This is a genomic window from Hydrogenophaga sp. T66, assembly GCF_057219855.1.
The window spans coordinates 1-13,172 of sequence record NZ_JBXVVX010000001.1 but is presented as its reverse complement, the minus strand read 5'-3'; the positions used below and the strand labels follow the sequence as shown (position 1 = coordinate 13,172).

The 13,172-nt window shown below is 64.6% G+C and carries 9 protein-coding genes and 1 tRNA gene; all 10 read right to left on the bottom strand.

The features are described 5' to 3' along the window. Positions 1-25 precede the first annotated feature (25 nt). Entirely contained in the window at positions 26-619 is a 594-nt protein-coding gene (locus AC2D80_RS00050; RefSeq protein WP_484630937.1) for a LemA family protein, read from the bottom strand. Between the two features lie 136 nt (positions 620-755). Further along, positions 756-4,979 (bottom strand): DNA-directed RNA polymerase subunit beta', encoded by a 4,224-nt coding sequence (gene rpoC / locus AC2D80_RS00045; protein ID WP_484630936.1) that lies wholly within the window; start codon positions 4,977-4,979, stop codon positions 756-758. 130 nt (positions 4,980-5,109) lie between these two features. Beyond that, on the bottom strand, positions 5,110-9,228 hold the full coding sequence (gene rpoB, locus AC2D80_RS00040; protein ID WP_484630935.1) for a DNA-directed RNA polymerase subunit beta: 4,119 nt from the start codon (positions 9,226-9,228) through the stop codon (positions 5,110-5,112). 261 nt (positions 9,229-9,489) lie between these two features. Next, a complete protein-coding gene (rplL, locus tag AC2D80_RS00035) occupies positions 9,490-9,867 on the bottom strand; it encodes a 50S ribosomal protein L7/L12 (protein ID WP_324344861.1) in 378 nt (125 codons plus the stop codon). A 44-nt stretch (positions 9,868-9,911) separates the two neighbouring features. Next, a complete protein-coding gene (rplJ, locus tag AC2D80_RS00030) occupies positions 9,912-10,418 on the bottom strand; it encodes a 50S ribosomal protein L10 (protein ID WP_484630934.1) in 507 nt (168 codons plus the stop codon). Positions 10,419-10,664: 246 nt separating this feature from the next. Then, on the bottom strand, positions 10,665-11,360 hold the full coding sequence (gene rplA, locus AC2D80_RS00025; protein WP_484630933.1) for a 50S ribosomal protein L1: 696 nt from the start codon (positions 11,358-11,360) through the stop codon (positions 10,665-10,667). Between the two features lies 1 nt (position 11,361). After that, positions 11,362-11,793, bottom strand: coding sequence for a 50S ribosomal protein L11 (gene rplK, locus AC2D80_RS00020; RefSeq protein ID WP_484630932.1), 432 nt, complete (start codon positions 11,791-11,793; stop codon positions 11,362-11,364). Positions 11,794-11,906: 113 nt separating this feature from the next. After that, complete coding sequence (gene nusG, locus AC2D80_RS00015; RefSeq protein ID WP_484630931.1) at positions 11,907-12,476, bottom strand: transcription termination/antitermination protein NusG; 570 nt, start codon at positions 12,474-12,476, stop codon at positions 11,907-11,909. Further along, positions 12,476-12,859, bottom strand: a complete 384-nt coding sequence (gene secE / locus AC2D80_RS00010) for a preprotein translocase subunit SecE (protein WP_484630930.1) — start codon at positions 12,857-12,859, stop codon at positions 12,476-12,478. The genes nusG and secE overlap by 1 nt, the downstream gene beginning before the upstream one ends. 137 nt (positions 12,860-12,996) lie before the next feature. After that, positions 12,997-13,072, bottom strand: a tRNA-Trp gene (locus AC2D80_RS00005). Between the last annotated feature and the right edge of the window lie 100 nt (positions 13,073-13,172).

The following is a 13,172-nucleotide window of genomic DNA, read 5'->3' as shown; positions in this document are numbered from 1 at the left end:
GGAGCAGCGGGTATTGCGGGGGTGATCAGAACGTGACCGTCACCGGCGCGCGTTCGGCCTCGGTGGTGGTGGCGGCCAGCATCGCCTGCGGCACGAAGCCGCACAGGCGCGCCACGATCACGGCCGGGAACTGCTGGGCCGCGTCGTTGAACGCGAGCACGGTGTCGTTGTACGCCTGTCGCGAAAAGCCGATGCGGTTTTCGGTGCTGGTCAGCTCCTCGCTGAGCTGACGCAGGTTTTCATCGGCCTTGAGTTCCGGGTAGGCCTCCACCAGCGCCATCAGGCGGCCCAGGGCCCCGCCCAGCGCCTGCTCAGCCACCGCCAACGCCCCCACGGCCGCCGGGTTCAGCGGGTTGGCCGCCACCGCCTGCTCCGCGCCCTGGGCGCGCGCCCGCGCCGCGACCACCGCCTCCAGCGTCTGGGCCTCGTGCTCCAGGTACCGCTTGGCCACGGCCACCAGGTTGGGCACGAGGTCGTGGCGCCGCTTGAGCTGCACGTCGATCTGGCCAAAGGCATTGGCGATGGCGTTGCGCAGCCGGATCAGGCGGTTGTAGGCCCCCACGGCCCAGAACAGCAGCAACAGCACAGCCCCGATCAGGGCCCATTGGGTCAGCGTCATGTGGCGATCCTCCATCGGTGCCCGGCGGGCGCGGCCAATCTAGCACGCGCGCGGCACCCGCCAAAAAAACAGCCCCCGATCGGCAGACCGGGGGCTGGGCGCGGGCGACCGGCGTGGCCGGCGCCCGTGGGGGAGATCACTCCGCCGATTCGTTCGACGCGTCCGCTGCCGCGGCGTCGGCCTGATCGGCCGCCAGCGACAGGGCATCGGCCTCGGCGATGGCGCGGCGCTCTTCGTCGTCCATCTTTTCCTTGGCCTTGCGCGCCTCGTGGTACGCCATGCCCGTGCCCGCGGGGATCAGGCGACCGACGATGACGTTTTCCTTCAGACCGCGCAGCTCATCGCGCTTGCCCATGATGGCCGCTTCGGTCAGCACGCGCGTGGTCTCCTGGAAGGAGGCCGCGGAGATGAACGAGTCGGTGGACAGCGAGGCCTTGGTGATGCCCAGCAGCACGTTGCTGTAGGTCGCGGGGATCTTGCCGTCGGCGCGCAGCGCGTCGTTGGTGTTGAGGATCTCCGAACGCTCGACCTGCTCACCGGCGATGTAGGACGAATCGCCCGGGTTCTCGACCACGACGCGGCGCAGCATCTGGCGAACGATCACCTCGATGTGCTTGTCGTTGATCTTCACGCCCTGCAGACGGTAGACGTCCTGCACCTCATCGACGATGTAGCGCGCAAGCTCTTCCATGCCCAGCAGGCGCAGGATGTCCTGCGGATCGGCCGGCCCGTCGACGATGCTTTCGCCCTTGTTGACCACCTGGCCTTCGTGCACCAGGATGTTCTTCTCCTTGGGGATCAGCTCTTCCCAGACCTTGCCATCCGGGTCGGTGATCTGCAGGCGGATTTTGCCCTTCGTTTCTTTACCGAACGACACGGTGCCGGTCATCTCGGCCAGGATGCCCTTGTCCTTCGGCGAGCGCGCCTCGAACAGCTCGGCCACGCGCGGCAGACCGCCCGTGATGTCGCGGGTCTTCTGACCTTCCACCGGGATGCGGGCCAGCACTTCGCCGGGGCCCACGTCCTGGCCGTCGCGCACCTGGATCAGGGCGCCGACCTGGAAGCCGATCGTCACCGAGTGGTCGGTGCCGGGGATCTTCACCTCGCCGCCCTTGGCGTCGATCAGCTTGACCTGCGGACGCACCACCTTGGCCGCGCCGCGGCGCTTGGGATCGATCACCACCAGCGTGGACAGGCCGGTCACGTCGTCGACCTGCTTGGCCACCGTCAGGCCCTCTTCCACGTTCTCGAACTTCACCGTACCGGCGAATTCCGTGATGATGGGTCGGGTCAGCGGATCCCAGTTGGCCAGGATGGTGCCAGCCTTGATCGACTGGTCCGGCTTGACCGTGAGGATCGCGCCGTACGGCACCTTGTGGCGCTCGCGCTCGCGGCCGTGTTCGTCGGAAATGATGATCTCGCCCGAACGCGCGATCACCACCAGCTCGCCCTTGGTGTTGGACACGTAACGCATCGTGGCGTTGAAGCCGATGATGCCGTTGGACTTGGCTTCCACGCTGGACGCCACCGCCGCGCGCGAGGCCGCGCCGCCGATGTGGAACGTGCGCATGGTCAGCTGCGTGCCGGGTTCACCGATCGACTGCGCGGCGATCACGCCGACCGCCTCGCCGATGTTGGCCAGGCCACCGCGGCCCAGATCGCGGCCGTAGCACTTGGCGCACAGGCCGTAGCGGGTTTCGCAGGTCAGCGCGGTGCGCACCTTCACCTCGTCCACGCCGGCCGCCTCGAGCTCGTCGAGGCAGTCTTCGTCCAGCAGCGTGCCGGCCGGCACGAGCGGCGCGCGGGTTTCGGGGTGGATCACGTCCTCGGCCGTGGTGCGGCCCAGGATCCGGTCGCGCAGCGATTCGATGACTTCACCGCCCTCGACGATGGCGCGCATCAGCGTGCCGTTGGAGGTGCCGCAATCGTGTTGGGTGACCACCAGATCCTGCGTCACGTCCACCAGACGGCGGGTCAGGTAGCCCGAGTTCGCGGTCTTCAGCGCCGTGTCGGCCAGGCCTTTACGGGCACCGTGCGTGGAGATGAAGTACTGCAGCACGTTGAGGCCTTCACGGAAGTTCGCCGTGATGGGGGTCTCGATGATCGAGCCGTCGGGCTTGGCCATCAGGCCGCGCATGCCAGCCAGCTGACGGATCTGCGCCGCAGAACCGCGGGCGCCGGAGTCGGCCATCATGTAGATGGAGTTGAAGGACTCCTGGTCCACTTCCTTGCCCGAGCGGTCCACGGTCTTCTGCTTGGCCAGCTGGGCCATCATGACCTTGGAGATTTCGTCACCGGCCTTGCCCCAGATGTCGACCACCTTGTTGTAGCGCTCGCCGGCGGTCACGAGACCGGAGGCGTACTGCTGGGCGATCTCCTTCACCTCGGCTTCGGCGCGCTCGATGACGGCGGCCTTCTCCTTGGGCACGAGCATGTCGTCCACCGCGATGGAGATGCCGGCGCGGGTGGCCAGGCGGAAGCCGTTCTGCAGCAGCTTGTCGGCGAAGACCACGGTCTCCTTCAGACCGCACTTGCGGAAGCTCGCATTGATGAGGCGCGAGATTTCCTTCTTTTTGAGCGGCTTGTCGAGGACCGAGAAAGGCAGGCCTTTGGGCAGGATCTCCGACAGGAGCGCGCGGCCCACCGTCGTGTTCACCAGCTTGATGCCGGACACAAATTCACCGGTGGCCTTGTCCTTGGTCCACTCCACCAGACGCACGCTGATGCGGGCGGTGATCTCCACCACGCCGTTGTCCAGCGCGCGCTGCAGCTCGGCGAGGTCGGCGAAGATCATGCCTTCGCCCTTGCCGTTGATCTTCTCGCGGGTGGCGTAGTAAAGGCCCAGCACCACGTCCTGCGACGGCACGATGGAGGGCTCGCCGTTGGCGGGGAACAGCACGTTGTTGGACGCCAGCATCAGGGTGCGGGCTTCCAGCTGGGCTTCCACCGACAGCGGCACGTGAACGGCCATCTGGTCGCCGTCAAAGTCGGCGTTGAAGGCCGCGCAGACCAGCGGGTGCAGCTGGATCGCCTTGCCTTCGATCAGGATGGGCTCAAAGGCCTGGATGCCCAGGCGGTGCAGCGTGGGCGCGCGGTTCAGCAGAACCGGGTGCTCTTTGATGACCTCTTCCAGGATGTCCCACACCACCGGGGTGCCGGCTTCCACTTCCTTCTTCGCCGCCTTGATGGTGGTGGCGATGCCCATGGCTTCGAGGCGCGAGAAGATGAAGGGCTTGAACAGCTCCAGCGCCATCAGCTTGGGCAGACCGCACTGGTGCAGCTTGAGCGTCGGGCCCACCACGATGACCGAACGGCCCGAGTAGTCGACGCGCTTGCCCAGCAGGTTCTGGCGGAAGCGACCGCTCTTGCCCTTGATCATGTCGGCCAGCGACTTCAGGGCGCGCTTGTTGGCGCCGGTCATGGCCTTGCCGCGGCGGCCGTTGTCGAGCAGCGAGTCGACCGCTTCCTGCAGCATGCGCTTCTCGTTGCGCGCGATGATCTCGGGCGCCTTGAGCTCCAGCAGGCGCTTGAGGCGGCTGTTGCGGTTGATGACGCGGCGGTACAGGTCGTTGAGGTCGGAGGTGGCGAAGCGGCCGCCGTCCAGGGGAACCAGCGGACGCAGGTCCGGCGGCAGCACGGGCAGCACGTCCAGCACCATCCACTCGGGCTTGATGCCCGACTTCTTGAAGGCTTCCAGCACCTTCAGGCGCTTGGCGTTCTTCTTGATCTTCAGCTCGGAGCCGGTCAGGTCGTTGCGCAGCTTCTCGATTTCGATGTCGAGATCGATGTTCTGCAACAGCTCCTTGATGCCTTCGGCGCCCATCTTCGCCACGAATTCGTCGCCGTATTCGCGGCGCTTCGCGTCGAAGTCGTCCTCCGACATGATGCTGAACTTCTTCAGCGGGGTCATGCCGGGATCGGTCACCACATACGCTTCGAAGTACAGCACGCGCTCGATGTCGCGCAGCGTCATGTCCAGCACCAGGCCCAGACGCGACGGCAGCGACTTCAGGAACCAGATGTGGGCGCAAGGCGCGGCCAGGTCGATGTGACCCATGCGCTCGCGGCGCACCTTGGTCTGCGTGACTTCCACGCCGCACTTCTCGCAGATCACACCGCGGTGCTTCAGGCGCTTGTACTTGCCGCACAGGCACTCGTAGTCCTTGATGGGGCCGAAGATCTTGGCGCAGAACAGGCCGTCACGCTCGGGCTTGAACGTGCGGTAGTTGATGGTCTCGGGCTTCTTGACTTCACCGAAGGACCAGGAACGGATCTTTTCCGGCGAAGCCAGGCCGATGCGGATGGCATCGAAGTGCTCGTCGGGCGTGAACTGCTTGAACAGGTCGAGCAAGGATTTCATGTCGAACTTCCTTAAATTTCTGATACGACGCGTGGATTGAAGTGACTCTTGCGGGAGCACCGCGGAACCGGCTTTGCCGGGCCGCTGGTGCTGTCCCCCTCAGGGGGATGCCGCGAAGCGGCGCAGGGGGTCAGCTTCTCTCCAATTCGATGTCGATACCGAGCGAGCGGATCTCTTTGACCAGCACGTTGAACGACTCGGGCATGCCCGCGTCGATGGTGTGCTCGCCCTTGACGATGGACTCGTACACCTTGGTGCGGCCCTGCACGTCGTCGGACTTGACGGTGAGCATCTCCTGCAGGATGTAGGAGGCGCCGTAGGCTTCCAGCGCCCAGACCTCCATCTCGCCGAAACGCTGACCACCGAACTGCGCCTTGCCGCCCAGCGGCTGCTGGGTGACGAGCGAGTACGGGCCGGTCGAGCGGGCGTGCATCTTGTCGTCGACCAGGTGGTGCAGCTTGAGGAAGTGCATGTAACCCACGGTGGTCTTGCGCTCAAACGGATCGCCGGTGCGACCGTCGTAGAGCTGCGCCTGGGTGCGGGTCTCGGTCAGACCCTTGACCTGCGCGATCTCGTCGGGATAGGCCAGCTTGAGCATCGCGCGGATCTCGTCTTCCGAGGCGCCATCGAACACCGGGGTGGCAAACGGCACGCCGGTCTGCAGGTTCTGCGCCATCTCCAGCACCTCGGCGTCGCTCAGGCCGGACAGGTCTTCCGGCTTGCCGGCGTGGTTGTAGACCTTCTCCAGATAGGCGCGCACTTCGCTGGCCGCGGCTTCGCGCTGCAGCAGGTCGCCAATGCGCTGGCCCAGGCCCTTGGCGGCCCAGCCCAGGTGAACTTCCAGCACCTGTCCCACGTTCATCCGCGAGGGCACACCCAGCGGGTTGAGCACGATGTCGGCGGGAGTGCCGTCGGCCATGTAGGGCATGTCCTCGACCGGCACGATCTTGGACACCACACCCTTGTTGCCGTGGCGGCCGGCCATCTTGTCGCCCGGCTGCAGGCGGCGCTTGACGGCCAGGTACACCTTGACCATCTTCAGCACGCCGGCGGGCAGCTCGTCGCCCTGGGTGAGCTTCTTGCGCTTTTCTTCAAAGGCGAGGTCGAAGCTGTGGCGGGTCTGCTCCATCGAGTTCTTGATGGACTCGAGCTGGGCGGCCACGTTTTCGTCCGCCGGGCGGATGTCGAACCAGTGGTACTTCTCGACCTCGGCGAGGTAGGCCTTGTCGATGGCGGTGCCCTTGGCCAGCTTCTTCGGGCCGCCGTTGGCGACCTTGCCGATCAGGAGCTTCTCGATCCGGTCGAAGGCGTCGGCTTCCACGATCCGCAGCTGGTCGTTGAGGTCGAGGCGGAAGCGCTTGAGTTCGTCGTCGATGATCTGCTGGGCGCGTTTGTCGCGCTGGATGCCTTCGCGGGTGAACACCTGCACGTCGATCACGGTGCCCTGCGAGCCCTGGTCCACGCGCAGCGAGGTGTCCTTCACGTCGGAGGCCTTCTCGCCGAAGATCGCGCGCAGCAGCTTTTCTTCCGGCGTCAGCGTGGTCTCGCCCTTGGGCGTGACTTTGCCGACCAGCACGTCGCCCGGCAGCACTTCGGCGCCCACGTAGATGATGCCGCTGTCGTCCAGGCGGTTGAGCTGCTGCTCGGCCAGGTTCGGGATGTCGCGGGTGATTTCTTCGGCGCCGAGCTTGGTGTCGCGCGCCATCACCACGAGTTCTTCGATGTGGATCGAGGTGTAGCGGTCGTCGGCGACGACGCGCTCGCTGATCAGGATCGAGTCCTCGAAGTTGTAGCCGTTCCACGGCATGAACGCGATCAGCATGTTCTGGCCGATCGAGATCTCGCCGAGGTCGGTGGACGCGCCGTCCGCGATCACATCACCCTTGGCCAGCTTGTCGCCCTTCTTGACGATGGGCCGCTGGTGGATGTTGGTGTTCTGGTTGGAGCGCTGGTACTTGATGAGGTTGTAGATGTCCACGCCCACCTCACCGGCCACCGCTTCCTCGTCGTTGACGCGGATCACGATGCGGGTGGCATCGACATAGTCGACCACGCCGCCGCGGTTGGCGGTCACCACCGTGCCCGAGTCGATCGCGGCGACGCGCTCGATGCCCGTGCCCACGAGCGGCTTCTCCGGGCGCAGCACCGGCACCGCCTGACGCGACATGTTGGCGCCCATCAGCGCGCGGTTGGCGTCGTCGTGCTCCAGGAAGGGCACCAGCGAGGCCGCGACCGAGACGATCTGCGCCGGCGACACGTCCATGTACTGGATGGTGTCGGGCGAGGTCAGGATGGATTCGCCCTTTTCGCGCGCCGAGACCAGCTCTTCGGTCAGGCGGCCCTCGGCGTCGAGCGCCGCGTTCGCCTGGGCGATGACGTATTTGCCTTCCTCGATGGCCGACAGGTAGTCGATCTGGTTGGTCACCTTGCCGTCCACCACGCGACGGTACGGCGTCTCGATGAAACCGTACTCGTTGAGACGGGCGTACAGCGCCAGCGAGTTGATCAGGCCGATGTTCGGACCTTCCGGCGTTTCGATCGGGCAGACCCGGCCGTAGTGCGTGACGTGCACGTCGCGCACCTCGAAGCCGGCGCGCTCGCGCGTCAGACCGCCCGGGCCCAGGGCCGAGACACGGCGCTTGTGCGTGATCTCCGCCAGCGGGTTGGTCTGGTCCATGAACTGGGACAGCTGGGACGCGCCGAAGAACTCCTTGAGCGCCGCAGAGATCGGCTTGGAGTTGATCAGGTCGTGCGGCATCAGCGGCTCTTGCTCGGCCTGGCCCAGGCGCTCCTTCACGGCCTTCTCGATGCGCGCCAGACCGGTGCGGTACTGGTTCTCGGCCAGTTCGCCCACGCAACGCACGCGGCGGTTGCCCAGGTGGTCGATGTCGTCGACCTCGCCGCGACCGTTGCGCAGATCCACCAGGATCTTCACCACGGCCAGGATGTCGTCGTTGGACAGCACCATCGGGCCCGTGGCCTCATCGCGGCCCACGCGGGCGTTGAATTTCATGCGGCCCACGCGCGACAGGTCGTACGTGTCCGGGTTGTAGAACAGGCGGTGGAACAGGGCCTGCACCGCGTCTTCGGTCGGCGGCTCGCCGGGGCGCATCATGCGGTAGATGGCCACGCGCGCGGCGAACTCGTCGGCGGTCTCGTCGATGCGCAGGGTCTGGCTGATGTAAGCGCCCTGGTCGAGTTCGTTGGTGTACAGGCAGGCCAGTTCCTGGATGTTGGCCGCGCGCAGCTTCTTCAGCAGCGCTTCGGTCAGCTCGTCGTTGGCCTTGGCGATGATCTCGCCGGAGTCGGGGTCGACAATGTTCTTGGCTACCACACGACCGATCAGGAAGTCTTCCGGCACGCTGATGTGCGTGGTGCCGGACTGCTCCAGTTCGCGGGTGTGGCGCGCCGTGATCCGCTTGTCCTTGGCCACCACCACCTTGCCCGATTTGTCGGTGATGTCGAAACGCGCGACTTCGCCACGAAGGCGCTCGGGCACGAAGGCCATCTGCGCGCCGCTGTCCATCAGGCGGAAGTGGTCGTTGACGAAGAAGTTCGCCAGGATCGTCTCGGGCGTCAGGCCGATGGCCTTCAACAGGATCGTCACCGGCATCTTGCGGCGGCGGTCGACGCGGAAGAACAGCACGTCTTTCGGGTCGAATTCGAAGTCGAGCCACGAGCCGCGGTAGGGAATGATGCGAGCCGAGAACAGCAGCTTGCCCGAGCTGTGCGTCTTGCCCTTGTCGTGTTCAAAAAAGACACCCGGCGAGCGGTGCAGCTGCGAGACGATCACGCGCTCGGTGCCGTTGATGATGAAGGAGCCCTTGTCAGTCATCAGGGGCACTTCGCCCATGTAGACCTCCTGCTCCTTGACTTCCTTCACCACCTTGCTTTGTGGCGTGGAGGATTCGCGGTCGTAGATGATCAGCTGCACGCGGGCGCGCACGGCGGACGCGAACGTCAGGCCGCGGGTCTGGCACTCGCGCACGTCGAACGCCGGCTTGGCGAGGTTGTATTCCACAAACTTCATCTCGACAAAACCGTTGTGCGAGACGATGGGGAACGCCGACGTGAACGCGGCTTGCAAACCCTCGGTGGTGCGTTGCTTGGGCAGCACGTCGGCCTGCAGGAAAGCCGTGTACGCATCCTTCTGCATCTGCAGCAGATAGGGAATGGTCAGCACGTTTTCACGCGTGCCGAAGCTCTTGCGGATGCGTTTGCGTTCGGTGTACGAGAACTGGGATGCCATGAGATCTCCGGGCTTGAGGTCTTGGCGACTGTCGGTCAGCGGCATGCGCCTGACGATCTTGGTGGTTGGCCTCTACCAACCGATGGCGGACGGCCTGCGCATTGCACGCAGGCCCGAACCAAGTGGTCTTCTGCAGTCGGGTTCAGAAGACACTTGAAAGGGGTCTGGATCGTCGGATCCAGGGTCCATTTCAGGTGTGCTCTGAAAGCACACAAGGCTGGAGGCCCTTATCGGACGCTCCAGCCTGCGGGGTCGGGCGAATTACTTCAGCTCGGCCTTGGCACCGGCTTCCACCAGCTTCTTCACGGCGGCTTCGGCGTCGGCCTTGGCAATGCCTTCCTTCACGTTCTTCGGGGCGCCGTCGACCAGGTCCTTGGCTTCCTTCAGACCCAGGCCGGTGATTTCGCGCACGGCCTTGATGACGGACACCTTGTTGGCGCCGGCGTCGGTCAGCACCACGTTGAACTCGGTCTTCTCTTCCGCGGCGGCGGCAGCGGCGCCACCACCACCAGCGGCCGGGGCGGCCATGGCGGCGGCGGACACGCCGAACTTCTCTTCGATGGCTTTCACCAGGTCGTTGAGTTCCATGACGGTCATGCTGTCCAGAGCCGTCAGAAATGCGTCTTTATCGAATGCCATTTGGATTTCCAATCAATGTCAAAAACAGGGGACACGGCCAGCCATCAAGCTGCCGCGGATTCGCCTTCGCCTTTTTTCGCCGCCAGCGCACCCAGCACCACGGCGGTGCGGGAGATCGGCGACTTGAGCAAGCCACACAGCTGGGACAGCAGCACCTCTTTGGAGGGAATGCTGGCGAGCTGCTTCACGCCGTCGGTGTCCAGGAACTTGCCACCGTACACGCCACCGCGAATCACCAGCTTGTCGTTGGTTTTCGCGAATTCGGCCACCACTTTCGCGGCGGCCACGGCGTCTTCGGAGAAGCCATAGACCAGCGGGCCGGTCATCTGGTCGGAAGCCACTTCAAATGCGCTGCCAGCAACCGCCCGGCGGGCCAGGGTGTTTTTCAACACACTCAGGCTCACGCCGTTCTGGCGGGCGTTGACGCGCAGCTTGTCCATGGCCGCGACCGTGATGCCGCGGTACTCCGCGAACACGAGCGTTTGAGCTTTGGCGGCGAGGCCGGTCACCTCATGGATGACCGCTTCTTTCTCACTGCGATTCAGACTCAAGGTCTACTCCTTCAATGCGGCGCCAGGGGTGGCGCCGCGCCTCGTTGCAGCGACCAACTGTTTTCCGGAAATCTTGCATTCCATCGGCAGCGGGATCGCCATCTGCGTTGGCATTTCACAATTAAGCCGGCTTGCGCCAGCACCAACGGTCTTGGATGGCCCCCAACCCTGCCCGCTGACCGTGCGGTCAACCGGCGGATTCGGGCCCACCACACCCGGGCCCCGAGGGGCCCGAATTCCTTGCGATTACGCCGCGATGGATTGCGTGTCCACGCGGACACCCACACCCATCGTCGACGACACGGCCACCTTGCGCAGGTAGATACCTTTGCTCGACGCCGGCTTGGCCTTGTTCAGCGCGTCCAGCAGGGCGACCAGGTTGCCCTGGAGCTGCTCGGCGCCAAACGAGCGACGGCCGATCGTGCCGTGCACGATGCCGGCCTTGTCCACGCGGAACTGCACCTGACCCGCTTTGGCGTTCTTCACCGCGGTGGCCACATCGGGCGTCACGGTGCCGACCTTCGGGTTCGGCATCAGGCCGCGCGGGCCGAGGATCTGACCCAGCGTACCGACCACGCGCATGGCGTCGGGCGAGGCGATCACCACGTCGAAGTTGATGTTGCCGGCCTTCACTTCGGCGGCGAGGTCATCCATGCCGACCACGTCAGCGCCAGCGGCCTTGGCTTCTTCAGCCTTCGCGCCCTGGGCAAACACCGCCACGCGCTTGGTCTTGCCGGTGCCGTTGGGCATCACAACCGCGCCACGCACGACCTGGTCCGACTTCTTGGCGTCCACACCCAGCTGGATGGCGACATCGATGGATTCATCGAACTTGGCGGTGGCCGCGTTCTTGACGATTTCCAGCGCTTCGGTCAGCGGGTACAGCTTGGTGCTGTCCACCTTGCCCTCAAGGGCTTTCTGTTTTTTGGTCAGCTTGGCCATGTCACACGCCCTCCACGATCACGCCCATCGAACGGGCCGAGCCGGCGATGGTCTTGACGGCGGCGTCCAGATTGGCCGCGGTCATGTCCTTCATCTTGGTCTTGGCGATCTCTTCCAGCTGAGCGCGGGTGATCTTGCCAACCTTCTGCTTGTTCGGCACCGACGAGCCCTTGTCCAGCTTGATCGCTTTCTTGATCAGCGTGGTTGCCGGCGGCGTCTTGATGATGAACGTGAAGCTCTTGTCCGCGAAAGCGGTGATCACCACCGGCAGCGGCAGACCGGGCTCGACGCCCTGGGTCTGGGCGTTGAACGCCTTGCAGAACTCCATGATGTTCAGGCCGCGCTGACCCAGCGCCGGACCGATCGGGGGAGAGGGGTTGGCCTTACCAGCTGGCACTTGCAGCTTGATGAAGCCGACGATTTTCTTCGCCATTTTTCAGCTCCTGCGAGTGCAGACGGTGGGTTTCATGCCACCTCCTCGCGGTTGGGGACCCGGTGCAGACCACAGCGCTGGCGTCGGGCCGACCCGCCAGCACCGGGATGTCGTCAGGTCTTTTCGACCTGACTGAATTCGAGCTCCACCGGCGTGGCGCGACCGAAGATGGTCACCGACACGCGCAGCTTGTTCTTTTCGTAGTTGACTTCTTCGACCGTGCCGTTGAAGTCGGTGAACGGGCCTTCCTTGACCCGGACGTATTCGCCCACGACAAACTCCACCTTGTGGCGCGGCTTGTCGGTGCCTTCCTGCATCTGGTTGACGATCTTCTGAACGTCATCCTCGGAGATCGGCGCAGGCCGGTTTTTGGCGCCACCCACGAAGCCGGTCACCTTGTTGGTGTGCTTCACCAGGTGCCAGGTGTCGTCGTCCATGACCATTTCCACCAGCACGTAGCCAGGGAAAAACTTGCGCTCGGTCGTGCGCTTTTGGCCGTTCTTCATCTCGACGACTTCTTCGGTCGGGACAAGGATTCGACCAAACTTGTGCTGCATCCCGGCGCGGTTGATGCGCTCGATGATGTTGCGTTCGGCCGCCTTTTCCATGCCGGAGTAGGCATGCACCACATACCAGCGCATGCCTTCGGCGGCGGCCATCGATTGTTGCTGTTGTTCGGTCATTATTTTCTCCAGCCCAGGATCAGGTCGTAGAAGACCCATTCCAGCGTCTTGTCGGTCAGCCAGAGGAACAGCGCCATCACGAACACGAAGGCGAAGACGTACAGCGTCATCTGGATGGCCTCGCGCCGGGCGGGCCACACCACCTTCTTGACCTCTTTCCACGAGTCGCGGCCGAACGCGATCAACTGACGGCCCGGCTCGGACACGGCAAACACCGCCACTGCCGCGATCACACCCAGCACCAGCGCCGCCCAGCGCACCGGCGCGGGCTGCGAAGCTAGGAGGTAAAACGCGACGAACGCCGCCAGCAGCAAGCCGACGGCTGCAGCCAGCTTGGCTTTGTCAGCGCCGGATTGCACGGTTTGAACGTCGGGAGTGGCCATGTGAACTTGAAAGTTGTACCGGATCGGACCTGCGAAGCGCGCCACCTCAGACACGCAAGCCCACCGGAAGTCGGACGACCTCGGCGGGCTTGGGGGCCACTCGACAGACCGCGCCAAAGGCGCCGGGTTCCGTCAGGTGGCAGGGGCAGTAGGAATCGAACCTACAACCTTCGGTTTTGGAGACCGACGCTCTGCCAATTGAGCTATACCCCTACGGGCGAACCACCCCTTGCGGGGCAAACGACCGGCCGGATCCCGAAGAATCCGGCCCTTGAATTACTCGATGATCTTGGCCACGACGCCGGCGCCGACG